The sequence below is a fragment of the Amycolatopsis sp. GM8 genome, assembly GCF_021653975.1.
GTDB lineage: Bacteria > Actinomycetota > Actinomycetes > Mycobacteriales > Pseudonocardiaceae > Amycolatopsis_E.
The window spans coordinates 376,138-401,643 of record NZ_JAJKFK010000002.1 but is presented as its reverse complement, the minus strand read 5'-3'; the positions used below and the strand labels follow the sequence as shown (position 1 = coordinate 401,643).

General features: G+C 65.3%; 24 protein-coding genes. 16 read left to right on the top strand and 8 right to left on the bottom strand.

Annotated elements, in window-relative coordinates:
- Nucleotides 1–2: 2 nt before the first annotated feature.
- Both LOZ83_RS09195 and LOZ83_RS09190 read right to left on the bottom strand, forming a co-directional pair.
- Nucleotides 3–1,010 carry a GDP-mannose 4,6-dehydratase gene (locus LOZ83_RS09195; RefSeq protein ID WP_236789884.1) on the bottom strand — a complete coding sequence of 336 codons (1,008 nt, stop codon included), beginning with the start codon at nucleotides 1,008–1,010 and terminating at the stop codon, nucleotides 3–5.
- Nucleotides 1,011–1,070: 60 nt separating this feature from the next.
- Entirely contained in the window at nucleotides 1,071–2,357 is a 1,287-nt protein-coding gene (locus tag LOZ83_RS09190; protein WP_236789883.1) for a glycosyltransferase, read from the bottom strand.
- Nucleotides 2,358–2,513: 156 nt separating this feature from the next.
- Here LOZ83_RS09190 and LOZ83_RS09185 point away from each other — a divergent pair, with 156 nt between their 5' ends.
- Together LOZ83_RS09185 and neuC are read left to right on the top strand one after the other, a co-directional pair.
- Nucleotides 2,514–3,596 carry a pyridoxal-phosphate dependent enzyme gene (locus LOZ83_RS09185; protein WP_236789882.1) on the top strand — a complete coding sequence of 361 codons (1,083 nt, stop codon included), beginning with the start codon at nucleotides 2,514–2,516 and terminating at the stop codon, nucleotides 3,594–3,596.
- Nucleotides 3,597–3,672: 76 nt separating this feature from the next.
- Complete coding sequence (gene neuC / locus LOZ83_RS09180; RefSeq protein ID WP_255823459.1) at nucleotides 3,673–4,884, top strand: UDP-N-acetylglucosamine 2-epimerase; 1,212 nt, start codon at nucleotides 3,673–3,675, stop codon at nucleotides 4,882–4,884.
- Here neuC and LOZ83_RS09175 read toward each other — a convergent pair.
- A complete protein-coding gene (locus LOZ83_RS09175; protein ID WP_236789880.1) occupies nucleotides 4,859–5,686 on the bottom strand; it encodes an IclR family transcriptional regulator in 828 nt (275 codons plus the stop codon). The two genes, neuC and LOZ83_RS09175, sit on opposite strands and share 26 nt — an antisense overlap.
- 234 nt (nucleotides 5,687–5,920) lie before the next feature.
- Between LOZ83_RS09175 and LOZ83_RS09170 the strand changes: the two genes are divergently transcribed.
- The 7 genes from LOZ83_RS09170 to LOZ83_RS09140 all read left to right on the top strand — a co-directional run bounded on the left by LOZ83_RS09170 (nucleotide 5,921) and on the right by LOZ83_RS09140 (nucleotide 13,022).
- On the top strand, nucleotides 5,921–7,195 hold the full coding sequence (locus LOZ83_RS09170) for an aspartate aminotransferase family protein (protein ID WP_236789879.1): 1,275 nt from the start codon (nucleotides 5,921–5,923) through the stop codon (nucleotides 7,193–7,195).
- Nucleotides 7,192–7,557, top strand: a complete 366-nt coding sequence (locus LOZ83_RS09165; protein WP_236789878.1) for a RidA family protein — start codon at nucleotides 7,192–7,194, stop codon at nucleotides 7,555–7,557. The genes LOZ83_RS09170 and LOZ83_RS09165 overlap by 4 nt, the downstream gene beginning before the upstream one ends.
- A 4-nt stretch (nucleotides 7,558–7,561) precedes the next feature.
- Nucleotides 7,562–9,004, top strand: coding sequence for a M81 family metallopeptidase (locus LOZ83_RS40365; protein ID WP_236789877.1), 1,443 nt, complete (start codon nucleotides 7,562–7,564; stop codon nucleotides 9,002–9,004).
- A 2-nt stretch (nucleotides 9,005–9,006) separates the two neighbouring features.
- Nucleotides 9,007–9,855: a fumarylacetoacetate hydrolase family protein gene (locus tag LOZ83_RS09155; RefSeq protein WP_236789876.1), complete on the top strand. Its 849-nt coding sequence runs from the start codon at nucleotides 9,007–9,009 to the stop codon at nucleotides 9,853–9,855.
- A 77-nt stretch (nucleotides 9,856–9,932) separates the two neighbouring features.
- Nucleotides 9,933–10,907: an AraC family transcriptional regulator gene (locus LOZ83_RS09150; protein WP_236789875.1), complete on the top strand. Its 975-nt coding sequence runs from the start codon at nucleotides 9,933–9,935 to the stop codon at nucleotides 10,905–10,907.
- A gap of 4 nt (nucleotides 10,908–10,911) precedes the next feature.
- Entirely contained in the window at nucleotides 10,912–11,799 is an 888-nt protein-coding gene (locus LOZ83_RS09145) for a helix-turn-helix domain-containing protein (protein ID WP_236789874.1), read from the top strand.
- Nucleotides 11,800–11,810: 11 nt separating this feature from the next.
- Nucleotides 11,811–13,022 carry an alanine racemase gene (locus LOZ83_RS09140; RefSeq protein WP_236789873.1) on the top strand — a complete coding sequence of 404 codons (1,212 nt, stop codon included), beginning with the start codon at nucleotides 11,811–11,813 and terminating at the stop codon, nucleotides 13,020–13,022.
- Here LOZ83_RS09140 and LOZ83_RS09135 read toward each other — a convergent pair.
- The 3 genes from LOZ83_RS09135 to LOZ83_RS09125 form a co-directional block, all read right to left on the bottom strand.
- Nucleotides 13,019–13,672 carry a hypothetical protein gene (locus LOZ83_RS09135; RefSeq protein ID WP_236789872.1) on the bottom strand — a complete coding sequence of 218 codons (654 nt, stop codon included), beginning with the start codon at nucleotides 13,670–13,672 and terminating at the stop codon, nucleotides 13,019–13,021. The genes LOZ83_RS09140 and LOZ83_RS09135 overlap by 4 nt on opposite strands.
- 290 nt (nucleotides 13,673–13,962) lie before the next feature.
- Nucleotides 13,963–14,172 (bottom strand): winged helix-turn-helix domain-containing protein, encoded by a 210-nt coding sequence (locus LOZ83_RS09130; protein ID WP_255823641.1) that lies wholly within the window; start codon nucleotides 14,170–14,172, stop codon nucleotides 13,963–13,965.
- A 224-nt stretch (nucleotides 14,173–14,396) separates the two neighbouring features.
- On the bottom strand, nucleotides 14,397–16,064 hold the full coding sequence (locus LOZ83_RS09125) for a GGDEF domain-containing protein (protein ID WP_236789870.1): 1,668 nt from the start codon (nucleotides 16,062–16,064) through the stop codon (nucleotides 14,397–14,399).
- A 208-nt stretch (nucleotides 16,065–16,272) separates the two neighbouring features.
- Here LOZ83_RS09125 and LOZ83_RS09120 point away from each other — a divergent pair, with 208 nt between their 5' ends.
- The 6 genes from LOZ83_RS09120 (at nucleotide 16,273) to LOZ83_RS09095 (ending at nucleotide 22,361) form a co-directional block, all read left to right on the top strand.
- Entirely contained in the window at nucleotides 16,273–17,640 is a 1,368-nt protein-coding gene (locus LOZ83_RS09120; RefSeq protein WP_236789868.1) for a tryptophanase, read from the top strand.
- A 161-nt stretch (nucleotides 17,641–17,801) separates the two neighbouring features.
- Nucleotides 17,802–18,797: an AraC family transcriptional regulator gene (locus LOZ83_RS09115; RefSeq protein WP_255823457.1), complete on the top strand. Its 996-nt coding sequence runs from the start codon at nucleotides 17,802–17,804 to the stop codon at nucleotides 18,795–18,797.
- A 51-nt stretch (nucleotides 18,798–18,848) separates the two neighbouring features.
- Nucleotides 18,849–19,163, top strand: coding sequence for a helix-turn-helix domain-containing protein (locus LOZ83_RS09110; protein WP_236789866.1), 315 nt, complete (start codon nucleotides 18,849–18,851; stop codon nucleotides 19,161–19,163).
- Between the two features lie 72 nt (nucleotides 19,164–19,235).
- Nucleotides 19,236–20,885, top strand: coding sequence for a tryptophan 2-C-methyltransferase (tsrT, locus tag LOZ83_RS09105; protein WP_236789864.1), 1,650 nt, complete (start codon nucleotides 19,236–19,238; stop codon nucleotides 20,883–20,885).
- A gap of 235 nt (nucleotides 20,886–21,120) precedes the next feature.
- Complete coding sequence (locus LOZ83_RS09100; protein WP_236789862.1) at nucleotides 21,121–21,759, top strand: phosphoribosyltransferase; 639 nt, start codon at nucleotides 21,121–21,123, stop codon at nucleotides 21,757–21,759.
- The gene (locus LOZ83_RS09095; RefSeq protein WP_236789861.1) at nucleotides 21,756–22,361 is read left to right on the top strand and encodes a dienelactone hydrolase family protein; all 606 of its coding nucleotides are present in this window, start codon (nucleotides 21,756–21,758) and stop codon (nucleotides 22,359–22,361) included. The genes LOZ83_RS09100 and LOZ83_RS09095 overlap by 4 nt, the downstream gene beginning before the upstream one ends.
- Here the strand turns inward: LOZ83_RS09095 and LOZ83_RS09090 are convergent.
- On the bottom strand, nucleotides 22,354–23,034 hold the full coding sequence (locus LOZ83_RS09090) for a TetR/AcrR family transcriptional regulator (RefSeq protein WP_236789859.1): 681 nt from the start codon (nucleotides 23,032–23,034) through the stop codon (nucleotides 22,354–22,356). The two genes, LOZ83_RS09095 and LOZ83_RS09090, sit on opposite strands and share 8 nt — an antisense overlap.
- A 125-nt stretch (nucleotides 23,035–23,159) precedes the next feature.
- Between LOZ83_RS09090 and LOZ83_RS09085 the strand changes: the two genes are divergently transcribed.
- Nucleotides 23,160–23,609, top strand: a complete 450-nt coding sequence (locus LOZ83_RS09085) for a nitroreductase family deazaflavin-dependent oxidoreductase (RefSeq protein ID WP_236789858.1) — start codon at nucleotides 23,160–23,162, stop codon at nucleotides 23,607–23,609.
- A 43-nt stretch (nucleotides 23,610–23,652) separates the two neighbouring features.
- Here the strand turns inward: LOZ83_RS09085 and LOZ83_RS09080 are convergent, their stop codons facing one another.
- Entirely contained in the window at nucleotides 23,653–25,470 is a 1,818-nt protein-coding gene (locus tag LOZ83_RS09080; RefSeq protein WP_236789857.1) for a multicopper oxidase family protein, read from the bottom strand.
- Nucleotides 25,471–25,506 lie beyond the last annotated feature (36 nt).

The window sequence follows — 25,506 nt, the reverse complement described above, 5'->3', positions numbered from 1 at the left end:
GCTCACCGATGAAACCGTACGGCTTGCTCGCCGCCGACCCGAAGGCGTAACCATTCCGTAGTACTAACCAATCCATCGCTAAAGGCTGTCTCGGCTTTCCATCCCAGTTTCTCGGCCGCGCTACTCGGATCGGAGAGGAGGATCTCGACCTCGCTCGATTCCGGCCGGAATCGAATATCATCTGGGACCGCACTTGCCTCCACGCCGGTTACCTCGCAGCACAAGCCGAACAGCTCTGCTATCGAGACAGCCGTCCCGGTCCCGAGGTGCACCGTGGTACCGGGAGCAAGTTTCGCTGTTCCCATCTTGACGAAACCGTCGACCGTGTCTGACACATACGTAAAGTCCCGTTTCGGGGTAAGGCTACCCAAATTGATACTGCGCCGACCGGCCAGAAGTTGTGTCAAGATCGTCGGGATTATCGCACGCGTCGACTGCCGTGGGCCGAAGGTATTGAATGGCCGCAAGGTCAGGACATCGACACCGAAGGAGCATGCATACGACCCGCACAACTGATCTGCGGCCACTTTACTGGCAGCATAAGGGGACTGTGCATGGAGTTCGTGGCTTTCGCGAATCGGCACTGTCTTCGGTGTACCGTAAACCTCGCTCGTCGACGTATGGATGACTCGCACGCCGTCGAGGACCCGCGCGGCTTCCAGAATGTTCAAGGTGCCGATGATGTTCGTCTCGACAAAGGAGTGCGGCGCCAGGTAGCTGTAGGGTATTGAGATCAAGGCGGCGAGATGAAAAACTATCTGCACGTCTTCAATGCATTCGCGCACGAACCTGGCGTCACGAATGTCGCCGAGCCTGAAGTCGATGTCGGCGCGAAGTTGTGGATCCAGGTCGTCGAGCCAACCGTACGAACCGTTCGAGTTGTACATGCAGAGGCATCTCACATCCGCACCCTCAAGCAACAAGCGCTCAACCAAGTGGCTCCCGATAAATCCGTCAGCGCCAGTAACCAGCACCTTTTTTCCTTTGAGTTGATAAGGTCCGGAGCTCATTTCGAAAGAACCTCCGCCAAGGTGGGGATCGTTGGAATGATTTCCGCGCGGGAAACTGCATTAATCGCGCGAAGTAACGGACTCGATGATCTTTACCGCTGTACGGACACCGTCTTCCAAGCGGATTTGAGCTGCCAGCTCATCGGCATTTTCCGCGAAGTGAGACTCGCCGAGTGCGGACTGGATCGACATCGACAAGCGCGAAGCATCAAGAGCCCGTTGGGGTATGGGTTCCGGACCTACCCCGCGTGCGTGTATACGGTTGCCGAAGTACCGTTGATCAGGAAGAAACGGGCAGACAACTTGTGGTCGGCCTGCTACGAGCGCAATTCCGGTGGTGCCGCTACCGCCATGATGTATAATGGCTGCAACCTTCGGAAACAGCCAGTCGAACGGCGCCTGTTTCAGGTAGAATATATTGTCGTTCTTGGTCTCTTTTATCCCTCCCCAGCCTGTCACCACAACAGCGCGTATCCCTGTCCGCTCGACTGCGTCTACTATCAAATTGGATGTTCGCTCCGGGCTGGTGCCGACCATACTGCCGAAACCAATATAGACGGGTGTTGGGCCCGTCTGAAGAAAGCTACGAAGGCCGTTGCTTGGCACCTGCGTCTCAACCCGAGGCGTGAACCAAAAACCAGATGTATGCACCTGGGCCGGGTAGTTTAACTGGCTTGGTAGCAGATGCCGGCTGAACGCTTGGATAATAGTGGATTGTTTTCCGCCAGGCGTACGGAGGAAGTTCTGATGACCACGTCTGCGTGGAAGTTTCAGCGAGTTGGAGCGCCACGACGAGGTGTTTCCGGTGAAGGTGCGCAATCTCAATCTGGTAGTAGTGTACGAGAGTCGGTTAAGCACTTTCGGAATAGTGAAGGGAACTTCAGGATTTGGGAAGCTTGAGGTGGGCACCCAGGACGGCTGCAGGCAGACCGGTATCGCTGGCACCCTGAGCATTTCGGCGATCTCATGGGCTGGTAGGTCAACATGGTGCACGACGGCATCGATTCGTGTCCCAGTATCGTGCAATTCGATTGCGATGTACGCCATTTCATCGAGTACGGTTGCCATCATGCCGCGAACCTTGCGAACAACCTGGAGGAGGATTCTTTTCCCGCTCAGTCCGCGATAGTTGCTCTCTGCGGCCTCGAGGACTTCGGGCTCGGTCATCCACTTGCCCAGATCTTCCGTCAAAGGGATTAATTCGACGCCGCTGTGGGTGGGCAGCAGAACAGAAGATTTTGGAGCGCACAGTATGGCGTGATGGCCTGCGTCGTCGAGGGCCGCGGCCAACGCGGCAAAAGGTTGGACGTCCCCACGGCTTCCGTGAGTGAAAATCAGTACGTTCAAGGGGATGGACCTCGCAGCAATGAAAGTTGTGTTTTACTTTTTACGACGCTGTACATGCCGGAATGTGGTGGTGATAGTGTTTTATGACGCGTCTGCGGATGCTAGGAGCCTAATTTCGCGTACTCGATGCGGTCATTTGGCAGATCGGAGGGCGCTGTGCCCGAGCTCTATCGCGGTTTGACTCGGTTCGCGGCGGACCTTCCGCGCGTCGATCGATTCGTCAGCCTTGGCGAAGGCGGAACTCCGCTGCTTCCTCTCGAACGAATTGCCGGCAGAATCGGGGTGGCGGAACTTCATGCCAAAATGGAATCCTACAACCCGACCGGTTCGTACAAGGATCGCGTCGCTGCTATGTCGATTTCGCTTGCCGTCAGCCGAGATCATGCAGGCTGGATAGCCACGAGTTCAGGTAACGCCGGTAATTCATTCGCAGCTTTTGGCGCAAAAGCCGGCATGCCCGGGTTCCTCTGCATTGTTTCGACTGCGCCCGCCGAAAAGATAGCGGCGGTTAACCCGTACAATGTATTTGTCTTACCCGTCGAGGGTATCGGGAGTGGTGGGACTCCGGGCGCACTGCAGGAGTTATTTGGACGCGTCGAGGAAGCTTCATGTCGACATAATCTGTTTCTCGGTGTGACTGCCAACTCGTTGAATCCTGACGGTATGCGGGGCGTCGATACGATCGGTTACGAGATCGTGGAACAGCTTCGAGAAGCGACGCATGTGTATGTACCCGCAGGTGGTGGCGGGCTCGCGGCGTCGGTGGCGCGAGGGCTGGCGCATCGCGGGTCTGCTGCGAGCGTGATCGTGTGTCAACCTCAAGGGTGCGCCCCTATCGTCCGCACGCTGGACGGCGAACTTCCCCATCCGGTCGTCGATTTGTGCGAGACTGAGATTTCCGGTTTGCAGATTCCAATGCCACCGGATGGTGGTCTCGCTGTCGACTTGGTTGCCGCCAGTGGTGGTTGGGGGCGCTCGATCAGTGATCGTGAGATCTTCGACGCGCAGCGGGAACTGTCCGAGACGGAGGGTGTATTCGTGGAGCCGGCCTCCGCGACGTGCCTCGCCGCGGTCCGTCGTGATGCCGAAGATGGCAAGCTCACACCTTCTGATTATCCGGTAATTGTACTCACGGGTGCCGGCTGGAAGGACTTGAGTCGGTTTCGGTCGTCGGCTGGGTTGGCTCCTGTGACGGTGGACGAGGTGACCGACCAGGTGGCCCGGTGGGTCGCGGCCTGAGGAGTCCTGTAAAATTGCTCCAGCGGCTTAATTCGCCTCCTTCGTATGAAGAAGCGTATTGACTACTAGTCGATACATGCGAACAATATGTGGGTTCACTGGTTCGCGGGCCGACTACGGTCCGTTGCTCAGCGTTTTCCAGGCTATTGATCGCGACCCGGACGTCGACTTGAAGCTCCTGGTCAGTGGAGGTCATCTCGTTCCAGAGCAGGGGCGTACGATTGAGCAGGTTCAATCCGACGGGTTTTCCGTATCCGAACAGGTTGAGGTGGTTGTCGCCGGCGACACCTCAAGTAGTGCCGCGAAATCGTTTGGGCTGGGGGCAATCAGCTATGCCGACAGCTTGTCCCGCCTCCGTCCGGATATTCTGCTTCTCCTTGGTGACCGGTATGAGGCTCTTGCCGTCGCCGTGGTGGCCGCTCTTCAATTGATACCGATCGCGCATATCGGCGGTGGCGAGATCACGACCGGATCGACCGATGATTGGTGTCGACATGCGATCACGAAACTGGCTCACATCCATTTCACATCGACGGAGGAGTTCAGGCAAAGGGTAATTCAGATGGGCGAGAATCCGATCATGGTGCACAACACGGGCGCGCCCGCTTTGGATCTGCTTCGACAGATGCGTCTGCTGGATCGTTCCCAGGTCGGAGATATGCTGCAGGTTGACCTCGAGAAGCCGGTAATTGTTGTGACGTACCACCCGGCGACTGCCGATCCGGAGGGAAGCCGGAAGGGTCTACTCGGCCTTCTTGATGCCTTGGACAGGCTCCCCGGGGCGACTATCGTTTTTACCCGAACAAATGTTGATCAAGGCGGCGCGGAAATAGCTGCGTTGATCGATTCATACGTGCGTGATAAACCTGCCAAGCTTCTTGGTTCCCTTGGGCAGGAGTTTTATCTCAGTCTCGTACAGTGCGCAGCCATGGTGGTAGGCAACTCGTCCAGTGGGATATACGAAGCTCCAGCTCTGGGAACCCCCACGGTGAACATCGGTAGTCGTCAAGAGGGTCGACCCCGGGTGAGGTCAATTTTCGATTGTAGTGAGGATGTCGACGAGATCGAACGTGCGATCAGAGGCGCCCTTGAGTACTCTCGGAGTTCGCTGGCCGGTCCGGCTGTGTCGCCTTACGGTGACGGGCACGCAGCCGAGCGTATCGTTCGCGTTCTCAAAGAAGTGGACCTCCGACGCACGTTGCCGAAGCGGTTTCACACGCTGAATCGTTCGAATGGCTACCAACTCGGCCGGGCGGCGATTCCTACGGATTCGCCCGGTGGCCAATGATGACTGGATTGGTGGCGATTCCCGAGGCGACGTCGATCAGTGTCTTCGCTGCCTTCTTGGCGTCCGCCAGGGAGAAGCGCGAGGACGGGCCGCTGATGCTGATCGCCACGGGGAGGTGGGTGCCTAGCAATGGTGCGGCGACGCAACGGCCGTCGTCTTCGTTTTCGCGGTCGTCGAGGGCGTAGCCCTGCTTGCGGACCTTCGCCAGCTCGTCGGCATATGACTCGACATCCGTGATCGTGTTGCCCGTGCGCTTCGACAGACCGGTGTGCGTCAACAGGTCCCGCACGCGGTCTTCCGGCAGTTGCGCCGCGATCGCCTTCCCCAGGGCCGTGCAGTGGATCGGATCACGGTCACCGCGGCTGGCGGCCAGGCGGACGCCCCGGCGACTTTCCACGATGTCGATGTAGATTACGTGATCACCATCCAGCAATCCCAGATTCGCCGTTTCGCCGAACTCGTCGCGCAGGTGTTCCAGCGACGGACGCGCGCGCTCGCGCAGGATTTCCAGATGGCGTGACTGCATCCCGACGAAACCGAGACCCAGCCGGAACAAGCCACCCTCTTCGTCGCGCTCTACATAGCGGTGATTTTCGAGCGTCCACAGGTAACGGAATGCCGAGGACTTCGGCAGGCCGGTGGTCTGGGCCACCTCGTTCAGCGTGATCCCGTCCACGGACTCCTGCAACAGGTTCAAGATCAGGCAAACCCGCTCGACCGCGCGAACCGAATAGTCGCGCTCCTCGTCGGAGTCTTCCTGCGGACTGAGGTCTTCGGGATCTTGCTTCCGGCGGCGGCCCACGATCTACCCCATTTCGAGAGTTAACCTTTGCGTTTCAGATGTTACCGCTCTGGCAACCTGCGTGTCAGGGGGCCAGAACACTCAGGGTGACAGCTAGGGGTCCAGTGTCAACCATTAGTGCAATATTGCGCCGAGTAACGGCCCCCTTGACGATCCACTCCCCGCAGTCGTAGTTTGAACCTATCTGGCAGATCTGCCGTTTCACTAGCTGAAACTCGCTCGAAGGGACCTTCGATGGACGACGCAGGGTCGCGGCTTCTCACCCAGTCCGACGAGCTCAGGAAACGAGCGCTCAAGCGGACGCCGGGTGGGGTGCATTCCAACGTGAGGCTCAGCGGCTCGCAGGACTTCATCAAACGTGCCCGCGGCGCATGGCTCTACAGCGTCGACGGCCAGGACTACGTCGACTACCTCCTCGGCCAGGGGCCCAACTTCCTCGGCCACGCCCCGAAACACATCATCGACGCCGTATTCAGCGCCTGCCGGGAAGGCGTGATCTTCGGCGGCCAGCACGAACTCGAGGTCCGCGCCGCCGAGCTCGTGTGCGACGCGACAGGCTGGGCGGACATGATCCGGTTCAGCGTGACCGGCACCGAAGCGGTCCAGGCGGCGCTGCGGCTCGCCCGCGCCGCCACCGGCCGCACCAAGATCATCCGGTTCGAGGGGCACTACCACGGCTGGCTCGACAATGTCCTGATCGGCCAGCGCGACGGCAACTGGGGTCCGGCCAGCACCGGACAGCTCGCCCGTCATCTCGAGGACTCCGTCATCCTGCCCTGGAACGACGCCGATCAGCTCGCGGACGCCCTTGACCAGCACGAAGTCGCCGCGGTCATCATGGAACCGATCATGATCAACGCCGGTGTGATCGAGCCGCTGCCGGGATATCTCGAAGCGGTGCGGGAACTCACCACGCGGCACGGGTGCGTCCTGATCTTCGACGAGGTGATTTCGGGCTTTCGACTCGGGCTCGGAGGTGGCGCCGGCCGCTACGGCGTCACGCCGGATCTCGCCACGTACGGCAAGGCCATCGCCGGCGGATTCCCCGTCGCCGCGCTGGTCGGCCGCGCTGACCTGATGAACCGGTTCGGCACCGGCGAGGTCAACCACGCGGGCACTTTCAACGGTTCCGTGATGGCGACGGCCGCCGTGACCGCGACGCTGACCAGCCTCGTCGACGATCCGCCGTACGACCGGATTGTTACGCACGGTAACGCGCTGATGACCGGGCTGCGTGAAATCAGTGCGGACCACGACGTGCCATTGCGGGTATCCGGGCTGCCGCAAGCGTTCCACGTGTCGTTCGGGGACGCCGACGTCATCGATTACCGCTCGCTGCAACAACTCGACCTCGCGTTGTACGAAAAGCTCGCGGCCGTGCTCGTCGAGCACGGAATCTGGGTGGCGGGCCGCGGTGTCTGGTACGTGTCGGCCAGCCACGGGCCGCGCGAACTCGAGACCGCGTTGACCCGCTTCGACAAGGCGCTGACCGCGTGGGTGGCGCGATGACCAGCGATATCAAGCTGAACGGCAACACCGCCAACTTCTCACCGTACGTCTGCGCTGGTGACTTCGTGTTCGTCTCAGGGCAGGCATCCGTCGAGAACGGGGTGATCGTGCCTGGCACCTTCGAGGAGGAGATGCGGCGTTCGATCGAGAACGTCCGCAAGGTGCTGGGCGAGACCGGATTGCGACTGTCCGATGTGGTCAAAGTGGGTGCCTATGTGGACGATCCCGCCGATGTGCCCGAGTTCAACCGGATCTATCGGGAGTATTTCGGCCAACCGCTGCCGGCGCGTACGACGTTGACGGGCTGCCTCGGCGGTCACATCAAGTTCGAGATCGACGTCGTGGGTTACGCGGGGGAGTGACGGGGTGCGGTTCGCGACGCTCGGATTGTTCCACGAGGCCAACACGTTTTCGCCGTTCAAGGCCGACAAACGGCTCTTCGAGGACGGGGGTGTGTTCCGCGGCGACGAGATCATCGCGGAGTACGACGGATCCGCGACGCCCATCGGTGGTTACCTGGAGGAGTGCCGCCGGCGTGGCGCGGAACTCGTGCCACTCCTGCAGGCGAACGTGACGCCCGTCGGGGCGATCACGGAGGACGCGTTCGAGTCGCTGGTCGGTGAAATGCTCGAACAGTTGCGGGACCGTGGGCCGTGGGACGGCGTGTTGCTCAACATCCATGGCGCCGCCGTGGCCGAGCACATTCCGGACGCGGACGGGGAAATCGCGGCACGGGTACGCCAGATCGTCGGGCCGGATGTACCCGTCGGCGCTGTGCTCGACATGCACGCGAACGTCTCCGAGAAGCTCGTTGAAGCGTTGACCATCACGCTCGTCTACCAAACGAACCCGCACGTCGACGCCCGGGAGAAGGCGGTGGCGTGTACCAAGTTGGTGCTCGCCACCGCCGAGGGGACCATCAAGCCGGAGCAAGCGCTCGTCCAACTGCCCCTCGTCGTCAACATTGCCCGGCAGGACACGAGTGAGCCGCCGATGTCCGAGCTCGTCGAGAAGGCACAGCAGCTCGAGAACGGGCTGCTGTCGGTGAGCGTCGTGGAGGGCTTCCCGTACGCGGATGTGCCGCAGATGGGCATGTCCTGTATCGCGATTTCCGACGGCGACGCCCAGCAGGCAGAGGCCGCCGCACAGGAACTCGCGGACGAGGTGTGGCGGCGCCGAGGCGAACTGCAGGCCAGGGGCACGACCGTTGACGAGGCGCTCGACATCGCCGAGCGGGAGCAGGGGCCCGTGGTGCTGCTCGACGTCGGTGACAACATCGGCGGCGGCGCACCCGGCGATTCGACGGTGATTCTGGAAGCGGCGATCGCGCGTGGGGGGCGATCGCTGGTGCAGACGCTGTGGGATGCGGAATCGGTCCGCCAGTGCGGCGAAGCCGGGGTCGGTGCGACCGTCACACTCGAAGTCGGTACCAGGAACGTGCCGGTGACCGGCGTTGTGAAAGCGCTTTCCGACGGACGGTTCGAGGAGCCCAAGCCCACGCACGGCGGCTACCGGTTCTTCGACATGGGTCCGGCAGCGGTCATCGAGACCGACGCCGGGCACACGCTTGTCCTGAGCACCAAAGCGATCCTGAACTCCAGCCTGCAGCAGTTGCTCAGCGTCGGCGTCGATCCGAGCAGCTTCCAGATCGTGGTCGCGAAAGGCGTCAACTCACCGCGCGCCGCGTACGGGCCGATCGCGAAGCGGATGATCGTCGTCGACACCGACGGGGTCACCGCGATGGGGCTGGAGCGATTCACCTATCAGCACCGCCGCAAACCGATGTTCCCTTTCGAGACAGGACAATGACGATGAAGTTCTTGAGGGTCGGGCCGCCGGGGGAGGAACGGCCGGTGCTGCTGGAGGACGGCCGATACCACGACCTGAAACCCCTGACGGCCGACATCGACGGGCGTTTCCTCGAACAGGACGGGCCGCGCCAGGCGCGGATCGCGCTCGACTCGGGCGAACTGCCGGAGATCGACATCGCCGGCAACCGCATCGGGGCGCCGATCGCGCGGCCGGGAGCGGTTTTGTGCATCGGCCAGAACTACGCGGCGCACGCGGCCGAGTCGGGCGACGAACCGCCATCGGAGCCGATCCTGTTCCACAAGTCGCCGAACACCGTCGTCGGGCCGTACGACGACATCCTCATCCCGCGCAGCTCGACGAAGACCGACTGGGAGGTCGAGCTCGGTGTGGTGATCGGAAAACGCGCGCGGTACCTGGAAAGCCTGCGTGACGCGCGTGCGTGTGTCGCGGGATATGTGACGTCGAACGATGTTTCCGAGCGTGCGTTCCAAATTGGACGGCCGGGCGGCCAGTGGGACAAGGGAAAATCCTGCGAAACGTTCAACCCGGTCGGGCCGTGGTTCGTACCTGTGCAGGAGTTGCCCGACCCGCAGGTGCTCGAACTGCGGTCCTGGGTGAACGACGGGCTGCGGCAGGATTCGAAGACCGCTGACATGATCCTCACCGTCGACGAGATCATCTGGCACCTGTCCCAGTTCCTCGTGCTCGAACCCGGTGACCTGGTCAATACCGGTACGCCACAAGGTGTCGCACTGTCCGGACGGTTCCCGTACCTGCGCGAAGGTGACGTGGTCGAGGTCGAGGTCGTCGGCCTGGGCCGCCAGCGGAACGTGTGCGGGCAGGCCTGATGATTTAGGCGGCATCGCAGGTTTGGTCAAGACCTTCGAACTCCCGATTCGGCCGGCGCCAGGAGGTGCAGGGAAACATGGTTCTACCGCTGCATGGACACGAACTGTTCCGGTCGACGGATCTCGATGACGTTCGCACCCAGGTGGGGCAGGTCTTGTGCCCGCACGAGTTCGGGATCCGTGGCCGTGACGGCGTGCTCGACGCGCGAATGAACTCGCTGGGGCTGGGCGAGGTCGGGCTCAACTACGTCCACTATGGCGCGTCGGTGTGGGTGGACCCGGGGTGTACCAAGGATTTCATCGCGCTGCAGGTCCCGATTCGCGGGATCACGCACGTCCGCTGCGGGAATGACGAAATCGAGTCGACCCCGGACGTCATGCTGGTCAGCAGGCAGGACGAGCCGCTACGAATGGAGTTGCCGGAGGACGCCGAGGTGCTCGTCACCCGGTTGTCGTGGCCGTTCCTGGTCAGCACGCTCAACGCGATGCTGGGCATCGACACGCCGTGGCCGCTGCGGTTCGACCTCGGGATGAACATCCGCACGGGCCGGGCCCAGGACTGGTTCAGCCTGCTCCTGCTGTGCTACCGGCGCGCGAGCCGCCCGGACTGGATCCCGCGGCGGCGGTTGTGGGGGCCGCATTTCAAGGAGAAACTCGCTGTCGGCCTGCTGCGCGCCCAGCCGAACACCTACAGCGAGATCCTCGACGCGCCAGCGTTACCGGCGCCGCGGCGGGTGTTCCGGCAGGCGATGGCGCTGCTGGACGGCTCGCCCGAGCGATGGCACACCGAGTGCTCCCTGGCCTGCGATCTCGGCGTCAGCGCCCGGTCGCTCGACGCGGCGTTCCGGATCTACGAACAGACCACGGTGCCCGGACACCTGTTCCACGTCCGGCTCCGCCGCGCGTACATCGACCTGCATGACGCCGATCCCGGCGCGGTCACGATCGAGCAGGTGGCGCAGCGATGGGGCTTCACCGTCGAGGGCTTCGCCCCCTGCTACCGGCGTGAGTTCGGCGAGACGCCGCACCAGACCCTGCACAGGGACCGGTGAGGCGATGGCCGACGACACCGACGCCCTGCTGGGGCCCCACGTCCTGCGCATCACGCCCGGACACGAACTCGCCAGGTACCTGAGCCCCGGCGCGAGCACCCGGCTGCGCGCCGGGAAACTCGCCACCCGCAGTCAGGCATCGCTCGAACTCCTGCAACCACAACATGACTACGTCGTACTCATCGTCCTCAATGGACGCGTGGCGTGCCGCCATGGCGACCGGTACCTCGAAGCCGGCCCCGCTTCACTGCTCGCCGCCGGCCCGCACCAGCGGTTCGAGATCGAGTGGGTGTCCGGCGGCATGGTGCGGGTCGTGCGCATCGCGTCCGATTTCGTGCACGCGCGCAGGTCCGGATTCCCACCCGAGGGGCTGGTCTCGTTCGCGCCGGTCGTGACCTCGTTGCGCAGCATCAACGACACCGTCACCAAGAGCCTGATGCGGTTCCTGACCGGCGCGCCCGAGTCCCGGCTGGCCAGGCCGTCCGAGGTGGTCTTCGTCGACTGGCTACTCGAACACCAGCCGTACGCGTACTCCGGCCGGGAAGCGGCGAGGAACCCCGACGACCTCGCGGCGTTCGGCAAAGTGCTGATGCACGCCGAACCCTTCGCCGGAACCGAAATGGGCTACTACGCGCGGCAGGCCGGGGTATCACTGGCGGCGCTCGTCGCGGCTTTCGAGGAGTCCGGTCAGCTGCCCCACCTCTACCTGCGTGGCGTGCGGCTGGACTGCCTCGCGCGGATCCTGTCGGACGGCCGGTGTTCCTCCGTGGGCGAAGCAGCCGAGCAGTGCGGATTCCGCGACAGAGCGACGTTGTATCGCTGGTACCACGCGCGATTCGGCGAATGGCCGTGGGACACCTGGCATCGCGGCGCCTTGGGGGACGAGTGCTGAGGATTCCCGAGGTGGTGGTCGACGTCCGGCACAAGGGCTTTCCCGTCGCCGTGGCCGGTCGGCCGGTGAAAGCGCTTTCCGCCGAACTCGACGATTTCCTCACGCCGATATTGGTACTCAAACGCACCGAATTCGACTACAACCTGGCGACTATGGCCCGGTTCTGCGCCGAACACGGCCTTTCCCTTTCGCCGCACGTGAAAACCACGATGTCGCCGGAGATCGCCGATGCGCAGCTGGCACACGGCGCGTGGGCCCTCACACTTGCGACGCCCAGCCAGATCAGGGTGTTCCGTGATCTCGGCGCGCAGCGCATCGTCCTCGCCAACGAGCTGGTCGACCCGCAGGCGATTGCCTGGCTCAGCGCCGAAATGGACGCCGACCCGGAGTTCACCTGCTATTGCTATGTCGACTCGCTGGACGGTATCGACATCCTCGAAAAGGAACTGGCGCAGCGGGAAAGCCGCCGCGCGCTGCCGGTGATCCTGGAACTGGGCTTCACGGGAGGCCGAGCAGGCGTCCGTGGTTCCGTGAGCCGGATCGCCGCCCGGGTCGCGGCGTCGGATCGGCTGCGGCTGGCCGGGGTGGGCGGCTTCGAAGGAGTCGTCGGCGGCGACCTCGATGCCCGCATGCTCGCCGAGGTCCGCGCTTATCTGCGTCGATTACGTGACACGGCCGACGAGTTGCTCGAGACACACAACGGTGAGTTCCTCGTGTCCATCGGTGGCAGCGCGTTTCCCGAACTCGTCGCCGACGAGCTGGGACCGTCCTGGCAACAAGGAAGGCCGATCCGCGTCGTGCTCCGCAGCGGCTGTTACGCAACCCACGATTCGGGCGCCTATCAGCGATTCCGCGACCTGGTCGCGACCGAGTACGAGCCGATCCCGTTGCGGCCCAGCCTTGAGCTGTGGGGCCGCGTGCTGTCCGCGCCGGAACCCGGACTGTCCATTCTCGACTTCGGCAAGCGCGACACCGGTGCCGACTCGGGGTTTCCCGTGCCACTGCACCGGATCCGGCGTGATTCGCAGCTGGTCGAACCGGCGCCACCCGGCGAGCTAACCGCTCTCAACGACCAGCACGCGTACTTCCGCGGCGAACTCGACGTGGGCGACCGGGTCGGGTTCGGCATCTCCCACCCGTGCACGACATTCGACAAGTGGCGGCTGTTCCCGGTGGTGGACGACGAGTATGTCCTTTGTGGAACGGTGCAGACGCTCTTCTAACGGTCGCTGCTGTCGGACTCCGGCCACCACTGGTCGAGGATCTCCATGCGGGCGTCGAGCAGCGCCGGGTCACGCAGGTCGACCACGTGCACCCCGTTCCACCGGCGGAAACCGATGCGCTCCAGCATCGCGCCGGCGCGGACGCTCGCCAGTTCCGCGGCCACCCGGTCGCCGGGGCACGGGAAGTCCAATGGGGACACCCGGCTGGCGCCGATCCGGGCGTCCGGCGCGAGAATCCGCAGGGCACTCGCGATGAGTGCCGCGCCGAGGCCGTGCCCGCGCCAGCCTTCGACGAGTTCGACCCGCCGCAGGATGACCATGCGCGGCGGACCGGGCGAGATCTCCTTGTCCAGCTCGGGATGCAGCCTGCCCTGGTCGGGGTCGATCACGGTCTCGGCGATGAACTCCAGCGCCCATTCGCCGAGCACGACCGAGTCGAGCAGGTTACGTTCCTTCGTCAGATCGGCGATGACGAGCGAGATGTCGCCGACATGCCGCAGCCCTTCCGGGCACACGTCCAGCGCGGAGATGTCAGCCGACGCGTGCCACTGCTCCGGCTGCTCGTCCTCGTCGTCGATCTGCCACCAGAACCGCCGATGCGACAGGTTCACTTCGATCGAGAGCGGGTTGGCGGGAAGATCGGGGACCATGACTCGTCACCGGACCCGGGCACGACTTGCACGTGCATGTGCATGCTCACGGATGCCGGTCACCCGCACCGTCTTAATCATGTGCGGGCCGGCAGTCAACGGGTGGGCTGCGGAACGCATCGTCGTCACGATATCCGCCAAACATGAAACATTGGTACCGCCAAAGGTTTGACGAGGGCCGGGAGCTGGGATTTTGAAATGGGTGCCGGGGCCGGCCGGGTGTCCAGGGGTTGGTCGCGCTGAGTGAGATGACAATGTAGAAATACCCGTACGGGTGAGTGCGTGTGCTTTTACTGCGGACGTCCGTGCCGGTTCGCTATGTAAGTTCCTTTCGACCTGATCGTGACCACCAGTCCCCGATAACGGAGAAGACGGGTCGCGTGCCGGGCCGTTCCCAGTGACACCCCATATTCCTGGGCGAGCCTTCGTTCCGAGGGCAGGGGTGTATTCGGGGGCAATTCGCCGGCCTCGATCCGGGCGGCGAGATGCTCGGCCATCATTTCGTAGACGTAGCCCGGAGTGTCGCCGGGTTCGAACTTCGGAATGACCACGTGGCAAAGCTACGACCTGCTTGAACGTCGATATTCGCGCGGGTGCGACATTCTGCGGCAGGGCGCGACAATGCGCTTCCCATGAAGGCTGTGGATATCCTCGGCGAATCGCCGGCGGCGCGGCCCTGCCGAGGGGCGGGCGGCGCATCCGGAGCTCGCGATCAGGAATTTGCTCACGCCCCCGGAACAGGCCGGCCACGAAGAATCTCGACCCGTTCGGAACCGGGCCAGCCGTTCACCCAGCTCGACCCGCGAACGTCCTTGGCGGCCTTTTTGAGCGGCGCCAGCAGCCGGGAAACGTCCCGATAGGACTTCGCCATCGCGCCGGTACAGACCACCGTCGCCAGCGAGACCGTGACCGGCATGCCGTCGGCGGCCCACGGGGTGTCCAGCAGACTGTCGGCCACCGTGGTGATTTCGTCGATATCGCAGGCGATCAGGAAGTCGTCCCCGCCGACGTGGCTGATCGTGACGCTGCGCAGCTTCGTGCTCAGATCGGACAGTGCGCGCCCGAGCGCCCGGATCAGGTCGTCGCCGGCGGCGAACCCCGCGGTGTCGTTGACCCGCTTGAACGAGTCGACGTCGAGCCAGGCCACGACGAGGGGATGCCCGGACTCGAGCCGCTGGTCGACGGTGCGGGCGACCGCGTCACTGCCCGGCAGCCTGGTGAGCGGGTTGAGCGCCGCGGCTTCCTCGATCTTCATCTCCGCGACCGCGCGGATCAGCTCGTGCACCAGCACGACGCCGAGACACCGCCCCTGCGCGTCGACCACGATCACGTCGTCGCCGGTGCGATCCAGTGCGGCATCGGTGACCAGGTCGAGCAGTTCGAGCGCGCCCGCGCCGGAACGGATCGTGCGCGGCGGGTCGGCGAGCCGGGCCGCGGGACGGTTCGCGTGCAGCGCGTGGCCGAACGGCCCGGTCAGGTCGAGCAGGAAGCGAGCCCGGTCGATCGACCAGACGGGCCGGTTGTCCGGGTCCACCCCGACAATCCCGGTCGGCGCGTCCTGATCGAGCAGCACCTTGCGGACGTCGTCGCAGTTCGCGTCGGCGGGCAGGGTCGCGGGGGAGTGCAGGAAATCGTCGACGCGCGGGCTGGCTGTCGACACCCGCGCCGGCCCGGGCTCGACGACGTCGGCGAGCCCCTTGGCCGGCACCGCGCCTTCGCGCGCCGGGGCGAACAGGTTGCCCTGCACGATCCGGATGCCCAGCTGCCGCACGGTCGCCAGCTGCGCTTCGGTCTCGATCCCGGTCGCGACGATCCGGATGCCGGTGCGCGCCGCGAAGTGACAGAGCGCCTCGATGAGCGCGACGGTCGTCCGGTCGCCGGGCAGCCGGTGCAGGGTGCTGCGGTCCAGTTTGATCAGGTCGGGCCGGGCGTCGGCGAGCAGGTTGAGCGGGATGTCGCCGTGGCCGAGGTTGTCGAACGCGATGCGGAAGCCGAGTTCGGCGAGCCGGGCGGTGCCGTCGACCAGCGCCTTCGCGGGCACGCCGTGGAAGGGCGAACCGATTTCGAGGACGACCTCACGTGGGCGGCGGCCGGTCGTGGCGAGGGTCTCCAGCAGGGAATCGAGCACCAGCTGCGGGTCGGCGGCCGACTCTGCGGTCACGTTGAGATGGAGCGGGAGCAGGGTCTCGTAAGACGACTCTTCGACGACGGCGCGGGCGGCGAGCGCGGCGTCCACCTTGACCAGGCGGCCCTTCCGCATCGCGTACCGGAGCAGCTCCTGCACCTTGCCCGAGGTCGGCCGGGCGAGCGCTTCGACTCCGACGATGCCGCCCGTGTGCAGGCTGTAGAGCGGCTGGAACGCGAAGCTGACTTGCTCGACCGCGACTTCCACGACTCAGATCTTCACCCTTCGCGAGGCCCTTTCGTACATCCGTGGCTCGATAGTTACATGTGGGTAACGCTCAATCGAGCGCTGTGGTCCAGCTCACTCATCAGGGTGTAATGGCGCAATTTCGCTGCGCTGATTGGCCTCTGGCGCTGCTGCGATCGGGCGGTCACGCTGGAGGGGTTGGGCTTCCCTCGGGGCGAGGAGATTCAGCATGCCGTCTTTCATGGAGCCGTTCCGTATCAAGGCCATCGAGTCGATCCCTTTTCCATCACCCGATGAGCGGCGCGAAGCTCTGACCACCGCGGGGTACAACCTCTTCCGGGTGCCTGCCCGGAAGATCACGATCGACCTGCTGACCGACTCCGGGACCGCGGCCATGTCGGCCGACCAGTGGGCGGCTCTGATGACCGGCGACGAGTCCTACGCCGGCGCGCGCTCGTTCGACCGGTTCCAGTCCGTGGTCCAGGACCTCACCGGCTTCCCGGAGGTATTGCCGACGCACCAGGGGCGGGCGGCCGAACGGATCCTGCTCGGCAACCTGCTGGGACTCGGCGACATCTCGGTGAGCAACACGCATTTCGACAGCACGCGGGCGAGTGTCGAGGCCGCCGGAGCAGAAGCCGTCGACCTGCCGGTGCCGTCGTATGAAGGAGTGCAGAACCCTTTTGGCGGCGACATCGACCTGGACGCGCTCGCCGAGCTGCTCGACGGCCAATCCGGGCCACGGATCCGGTGCGTCGTGCTGACCGTGACCAACAACGCCAACGGCGGCCAGCCGGTCTCGCTGCTCAACATCGCCGGTGCCCGCAAACTCTGTGACACGCACGGCATCCCGCTGTTCCTCGACGCGTCGCGGTTCGCGGAGAACGCCTATCTCATCACCGAACGTGAAGTGGGCTACGCCGACTCCACGCCACGCGCGGTCGCGCGCACCATGTTCGATCTCGCCGACGGCTGCTGGGCCAGCCTCAAGAAGGACGGTCTGGCCAATATCGGTGGCCTCATCGCGCTTCGCGACGCCGAGCTCGCCGGCCGGTGCGCGGACCAGGTCATCGCGTTCGAAGGGTTCCCCACCTACGGCGGGCTCGCCGGGCGTGACCTGGAGGTGCTCGCGCAGGGCCTGATCGAGGTCACGGATCCGGACTACCTGCGCTACCGCGCGGAGTCCGCGCGGTGGTTCGGCGAGCAGCTCGGACTCGCGGGACTGCCGGTGCTGCAGCCGACCGGCTGCCACGCGGTCTACGTCGACGCGGGCGTGCTGCTCGAGCACATCCCGCCGCAACAGTTCCCGGCCACCGCGTTCGCCAACGAGCTGTACCTGGCGGGCGGGGTGCGGGTGTGCGAGCTGGGCACGCTGGTGTTCGGCAGGCCGGGGCAGGACGGCGCGCCGGACACCCCGGCGCCGCGGGAGCTGGTCCGCTTCGCGCTGCCTCGCCGCGTGTACACCGCCAGCCATCTCGAATACGTCGTCGACGTCGCGGAGCTGGTCCGGTCGAAGGCCGAGCAACTGCGGGGCTACCGGCTGGTCCGCCAGGGTGGCGCGATGCGGCAGTTCACCGCTGTTCTAGAACAAGCGTAAAAACGCACCGGCAATCATCCCGGGTGTTCTCTGCAAGTTGCAGTCAGCAAACTCCACCCGTTTGTCGGTACAGTTCTTCTGCGAAAAGTTCGAGGCTGGTGAGTCTGGAGGTGTGGGAGTCGGCATCGCCTAGACCTTGATCGAAAACGACGCCCGGGACAATGACATCGTTACCCCTCGAGAAATACAAACTCTTCGAGTCCAGAGACCTCGATGAGACGCGTGACCTGGTAGGGAAGATCTTCTGCCCGCACAAGATGGATGTGGTGGGACGGCAGGCCGAACTGGACGCGCGGATGCACTGTCATCGTATGCACAATATGGCGATTACGTATGTCTCCTACGGCTGGGATGCCCGGGTCAATCCCGGGGAACTCGGCTCGTTTTTCGCCATTCTGATACCGGATGCAGGAAGGGGGCAGTATCTGAGCGGTTTCGAACATGTACAAGCAGACGCACACCGGATCGCAATCGCCTCGCCCACCTCGTCGCTGCAGATGCGGTTGTCGAAGGACTGCGGCAACCTCGTCATCCGGATCGAGCGCGCCGCGGTGGAGGCGCGGCTGTCCGAGATGATCGACGGGGCGCTGCGCGAGCCGATCAGGTTCCAGCTCGGCATGGACGTCACGAAGGGGCTCGCGCGCAGCTGGTTCGCCGGGCTGCGGCAGGGCATCGCCGAGATGGACTTCGACGAGACGCTCCTGACGCATCCGCTGACCATGGAGCAGTTCGAGCAGAGCACCATCACCGGGCTCCTGCTGGCCCAGCCGCACAACTATTCCGCGATGCTCGAAGGGGACGACCGCCCGGTGCCGTCGCGGCTGCTCGGGATCGCGGTCGACCTGCTGGAGGGCCACCCCGAGTGGTCGCACACGCCGGCGACCCTGGCCCGCGAGGCCGGCGTCAGCGTGCGCGCACTTCAGAAGGCCTTCCGTGAACAGCTCGACAGCTCGCCCAGCGAGTACCTGCGGGGGGTCCGGCTGCAGCGGGTGCACGACGAGCTCAGCACGGCGCAGTACGACACCACCACCGTCGGCGAGATCGCGAGCAAGTGGGGGATGGCTCATCACGGGCGATTCGCCGCGGTCTACCGGGACCGGTTCGGTGAGTCGCCCAGGCAGACCCTCAGCCGGCAGCATGCACGAAAAGGACAATAGTGTTCGCGAAACGGATCGTGGGCCGTGTGGCCGGTCTCTAACGTCGAGTCCATGCTGACTCGCGAGACCCGGGCGGGGTCTCCCCTCAGATCCAGCGACAGCGAACCGATCGGACGACTGATCCGATCGGTTCGCCGCGAGCGCGGGCTCACCCAGTACGAGCTGGCGGACGCGCTGGTCTCGGTGTCCGGGAACGACAGTCTCGGCCGTGACGAGGTCTCCCGCTGGGAGCGGGGCAAGCGGGTGCCCGGTCCGTACTGGCAGCAATGGCTCGGCAACGTGCTGGGGATCGCGCCGGACCGGTTGCGTTCGTCCGCCAGGGTGGCCAGAGAGCTCAGATGGCAACAAATCGGGCTCGTCCCCTGATTTTCCTTTCTCGCCCAGGCACACTTTCTTCTGTGGGGAGGGCGAACTTGTTCGCCCTGGGAGTAGAACTAAATGGGTAAAGCGCTGGTGACCCTGGTCAACCCGAACCTTGTCCATCCGCCGATCACACCGTATGCACTGGATATTCTGACCACCTCATTGGAATCCGACGGCTTCGACGTGGACGTCGTCGACCTGACCTTTCGCCGCGACGACTGGCAGACCGTGCTGCGCGAGTACTTCGCCGGCCGCGATCCGCTGCTGGTCGGGGTGACCGTGCGGAACACGGACACCATCTACGCGCAGCAGCAACGCGTGTTCCTCGGCGACCATCGTGCGATCATCGCCGAGATCAAGAGCTTGACCGGCGCACCGCTGGTGGCCGGTGGCGTCGGCTTCTCGTCGATGCCGTTCGCCCTGATGGACTATTTCGACATCCCGTTCGGCGTGAAGGGGCCGGGCGAGAACATCATCACGCAACTCGCGAACGTGTTGCTGTCCGGCGAATCCCCGGAAACCGTGCCCGGGCTGCTGCTGAACCATGGCGGGCGGCACGTGGAAAAGATCGTTTTCTCCGCCACTCGCGGAAAAACATTGTTCAAGCCGTTGAACGCTGTTAGTAAATACACCCGCCGGTCCGGTATCCCATTGAAGGTGGACAACCTGCGTTATTACCGGGGCGGCGGTCTCGGCAATATTCTGACCAAGAATGGCTGCACGTACGCCTGTGCCCATTGCGTCGAGCCGGACGCCAAGGGCGCGCATTTCACCCGCCGCGCGGTCGATGCCGTGGTCGACGAGATGGAAATGCTGTGCGCGCAAGGTGTCTATGACCTGCACACCACGGACAGCGAGTTCAACCTGGCGATCGCGCACAGCAAGAACGTGCTGCGGGAGGTGGTCCGGCGGCGGGAGGACCAGGCGTCGCCGTTGCGGCGGCTGCGACTGTGGATCTACGCGCAGCCAACGCCTTTCGACGAGGAACTGATGGAGTTGCTCATCCAAGCCGGCTGTGCCGGGGTCAACCTCGCGCCCGACCATGTCAACGACACCATGCTCGACGATTGGAAGGTGACCGGCGGCGGCCGCCGTTACTACGACTTCAGCGACACGCGCCGGATCGTGGCCATGACCGAGCAGTACAACCTGCCGGTGATGGTCGAGGTGCTGCTCGGCATGCCGGGTGAGACACGGGAAACGATTACCGAGGCGGTGCGCGAGACGCTCGCGCTGAACGTGACCGTCGCCGGGTACAGCCTCGGCATCCGGGCGTTTCCCTATTCACCGCTGGGTATCCAGCTCGCGCGGGACTGCGACGGCCGGCAGACGGTGCCCGGGCTGCAGTCCGACACCGCGACCGAACCGATCATCCTCAAACCGCGGGCACAGTGCTCCGGCGTGGTCGAGTACGAGCGGCAGTTCGTGTTCGACCGCGAAGGCAACTTCCGGCCGGTCTACTACCTTTCGCCGCTGCTGCCCGAGGATCCCGCGACGCTCGCGGCACCGAACGGTCGCTGGGCGAACACCGTGCAACTGCTGTGGGACCTGGTCCCGGAGTCGGAGCGGCATCGCGTGATGCTCCCGACGCTGCCCGGGCTGACCGAGGACGACAACAACTACGCCGACAACCCGTTCCTGCTCAGGCTCATCCAGCTCGGCTACACGGGCGCGTTCTGGTCGCACTGGCCGCGGCGGTACGAGATCATGGCCAGCGCCGGGTAAATCACCTGCCCAGCGGTGTGAGATTTCGATTTCAATACAAGTATTCGCCTCGGCGGGACCCGTTGGGTAGCGTCAGGCGAAGTTGCCCACGGCAGCGTAGCCGCCTCCGAGTGGCTCCGGCCCGCGCGATCAGCCGCTTCAGCGTCGAAGTGGCCGGCCGCGCGGGCCGGCCCTTTGCATGCAGTGTCCATTATGGACAGGTGTGCCATCGCTCAACCTGGGGTATCCAGGAAACATGAGGCGTAGACGGGTGTTTCCCGACCGGCGGACGGCCGGTCTGCACCTGGGCGAGCAACTCCGGCGCCGCTGGCACGATCCGCTGGTGCTCGGGCTCGCCCGTGGCGGGGTCGTCGTCGCGCACGCCGTCGCGCAGACCCTCGGCGCGCCGCTGGACGTGGTCGTCGCGCGCAAGATCGGTGCGCCGGGGCAACCCGAGTTCGGCGTCGGTGCGCTCACCGCGAGCGGCGAGACCATCTACGACCGGCGCGCCCTGCGCATACTCGGGCTCCGCCCCGAGGATTTGGCGGAGACCCGCGCCGCGGAGCAGGCGGAGGCCCGCCGTCGGGAGCAGGCCTACCTGCGGGGACGCGCTCCCGAGCCGCGAACCGGACGGGACGTCATCCTCGTCGACGACGGGCTCGCGACCGGCGTCACCGCGCGGGCCGCCGCGCGCGCGATCCAGATGGACCAGCCGCGCACCCTCGTCTTCGCGACGCCGGTCGGTGCGGCGGAGGCGGTGGTCGGGCTCAAGGGAGACGTCGACGAGGTGGTGTGCCTCCTGATGCCTTACGAGCTGCGCGCGATCGGCGAGTGGTACGGCGATTTCGCGCAGACCACCGACGACGAGGTGATCGAACTGCTGGGGGAGCCGTGACCGTGCCCGTCGTGTTCGACGTCGGCGCCGAGCCCCTGCACGGCGATCTCACCATGCCGGCCGGCGCGATCGGCGTCGTGATCTTCGTGCACGGCTCGGGCAGTTCCCGGCACAGCCCGCGCAATATCGCGGTCGCCCGCACGCTGCAGGACTACCGCCTCGGCACGCTGCTGTTCGACCTGCTCGGCGAGCACGAGGACGACCGCCGGTTCGACGTCGATCTGCTCGTCTGCCGGCTGCTGCGGGTGCTGGGCGGCCGCGACTGGGGCCTGCCCGTCGGGCTGTTCGGCGCGAGCACCGGGGCGGCCGCGGCGCTCGGCGTCGCGGCGACCTGGCCGGAGAACGTGCGGGCGGTCGTCTCCCGCGGCGGGCGGCCCGACCTGGCCGGCGACTACCTGCCCCAGGTGACCACGCCGACGTTGCTGATCGTCGGCGGCGAGGACCGGCAAGTGTTGCGGCTCAACGAGGACGCGGCGAAACAGCTCGGCGGGCACGCGGAGGTGCGCGTCGTGCCGGGTGCGACACATCTGTTCGAGGAGCCGGGCGCGCTGCAGGCGGTCGCCGAGCTGGCCGCGACCTGGTTCACCACGCACCTCAGCTGAGACCGACGAGGTCCGCCATCTGGTCGCAGGTGTAGGTGAAGAAGGCGTCCGCGGGATCGGCGCTGCCCACGTACTGGCCGAACAGCTCGAAGTTGATCGTGCCGAACAGCTGGGTCCAGGCGATCAGCAGGCGGCTGAGGTCAGCCGGTGCCAGCTCCGATTCGAGCAGCTCACCCACTGTTTTCGCCTGCTCCTCGAGCAGCTGCGGCAGGGGCGGGCCCGGGTGGATCGGCTGCAGTGGTGCCTGCGAGGCCACCTCGATGAGCCTCAGCGCGACGCGCGCGGCGGGACCGACGGTGTCCTGCGGGGCCTGGTAGCCGGGGATCGGCGAACCGTAGATCAGCGCGTACTCGTGTGGATGGGCCCGTGCCCACTCGCGGACCGCGCGCCAGGCCCGGGTCCACTGCACTCGAGGGTTTCCCTCGCCGCCGGCGGTTTGCTCTGCGGCCTCGCCGACGGCGTTGTACGCGTCCACGATCAGCGCCGTGAGCAGGTGGTCCCGGCTGGGGAAGTAGCGGTACAGCGCGGACGACACCATGCCGAGCTCCCGCGCGACGGCGCGCAGCGACAGCCCGTTCGCGCCGACCTCGCCGAGCTGGCGCCGGGCCTCGTTCTTGATCTCCTGGGTCAGCTCGGCGCGGGCGCGGTCCCGCGCGGTCTTGATGGCCGTCATGCGAGACAGTGTGCCACCGTCGAGAGCGTCAGACAAATTCGAGAGCACTGCTCTTGACACGGCGCACCGGTCGGTGTTCACTGATCTCAAGCGAGAGCACTGCTCTCCAAACTTGAGGAGATCCGATGAACGAGACCCGCTACATCAAGCCCCGCCCAGGCGAATTCCTGATGCACAACAGCGTCGCGTGGCTGACGAAGCACGGGATGAGCCTGCTGGGCAGCCGGGTGCTCTACGTCCGCGGCCGCAAGAGCGGTGAGCTGCGGTCGAACCCCGTCAACCTGCTGACCTACCAAGGGGAGCAGTACCTCGTCGCGCCCCGCGGGGTCACGCAGTGGGTGCGCAACCTGCGCGCCGCCGGGGAGGGCGAGCTGCGGGTCGGCCGCCGCGTCCAGCGCTTCGAACCGGCCGAGCTCGCCGACGACGACAAGCCCGCCGTGCTGCGCGAGTACCTCAAGCGCTGGAAGTGGGAGGTCGGCATGTTCTTCGACGGCGTGGACGCCAGTGCCACGGACGAGAAGCTGCGCGAGATCGCGCCGGGCTACCCGATCTTCCGCATCACGACCGTGAAGTGAGTACCGGCGGGCCTCGGGGAAGGCCCGCCGGTGCCCAGGGCGGTCAGTGCCCGCCGTGACCCGCGCCGCCGGGGTGGAGGTGGAACTTCGCCACCTCGGGCGGGTGCACCACGAACGGCCGCATCATGCCTTCGTCCTCGTGGTCGAGGATGTGGCAGTGGTACATGAACTCGCCGGTCGCGCCCTCGAAGAGCCCGGCGACGGTCACCCATTCCCCCGCCCGAACCTGGAACGTGTCCTTCCAGCCCTCCTCGTACTTCTCGATCGGCCGCCCGTCCGGCGGCACCTCGAGCGGCGCCGTCGTGCCGCCGACCGTCACGTCGAAACCCGCCACATTCCCTTGTGTCAGCGGAAACTGCTTGCGCGTCAGCAGCTGGAGCTGGGTCATGTGGATGTGCACGGGATGGGTGGGACCGCCGAAGTGGATCAGGTTCCACACCGCCCACCGGCCGTGGTCGATGAAGAAGGTCGTCGTGTCGTCGAACAGGCTCGCGACCTTCTCGAACGTCCGCACCACGCCGGTCGACGGGTCCTTCACCTGCAGGATCCCTTGCGCGGGAACGGAAGGCGCCGCGGTGAGCTCGCGCAGTTCCCACATCTGCGGGTGCGCCTCACCGGCCGTGCCCGGCGGCACCAGCGCCACGAACACGTGGTCGTGGTCGTCGGGCACCGTCGTGCCGTGCTGCAGCCGGAAATACGAGACCGAGAGCTTCGCCGGCGGATAGAACAGGTTGTGCCGCGGCGAGTTCTCGACCCGGAACTCCATCAGGTCCGGCTCGGTCGGGCCGGTCACGCCGGTGTCGGTCAGCCGCAGCCGCTCGCCGGCGAACCGGCTGAAGTCGATCAGCACATCGGCCCGCTCGGCCGGCGCGAGCGTCAGCCCCGCGGCGGGCAGCTCGGCCGGCGCCGGCAGCAGACCGCCGTCGGTGCCGATGATCCGCACCGCGTCGTTGTGCTTCGCGCCCGCCTCGTCGATCAGGTTGAGCTGGTAGAACCGCGAGTTGGCGGCGTTGAGCACGCGGAACCGGTACCACCGGCGTTCGACGTCCAGGTGCGGCCAGATGGTCCCGTTGACCAGGTTGAACGGGCCGGTGAACGGGATCGCCGCCCCGCCCGGCGCGACGGCGATCTTGAACAGCAGCCGGCCGCTGAGCCGGCCGGTGGTCGCGTCGGTGTCGAGGTTGCGGTCGCACAGGATCAGCGGGATCTCGTGCTTGCCGTGTGGCAGGTCGAGCGCGTCCTCTTCGGCATCGCGGATCAGGTACATCCCGGCGAGGCCGGCGTGCACGTTGAAGCGGGTCACCGCCATCGCGTGGTCGTGGTACCACATCGTGGTCGACTGCTGGCCGTTCGGATATTCGGCCAGCTGCGCGAAACCGGGCAAGACGGCGTTGTGCGCCCAGCCGTCGTTGCCGCCGCCGGTCATCGCGCCGTGCAGGTGCACCACGTGCCACGGCGGCAGGTCGGCGACGCCGTCGATGAGCGAGAACCCGGGCAGCAGATTTCCTTGTGCGTCACGGTATCCGCCGGGCACGTCGCCCGGCGCCTGTGCGATCGGGCCCTGTACGGCGACGAGCGGCATCGTGCCCTGGACCTCGTTGGTCCACGCGACCCGCAGCTGCTTGCCGCTGCGCACCTCGATCGTCGGCCCGGGAAACTCCCCTTCGTACGCCCAGACCTCGGTTTCGGGCAGCTGTGAGTGCAGCCGCACCCGGGTGCGCAGCGCCCGGACGGTGATCTCTTCCTGACGCCACCACAGATGCGGTCCGATGACCGGCGGGATGTGAAGCGGGTCAAGGAACTTGGTGAGTCCGAAGTCAGGCGCGCTGAGCTGCTCCGGTTGGATGATGACTTCCGTCATCGATGGCCTCCCTCGTTTTTCGCGCAGGAGAGAACC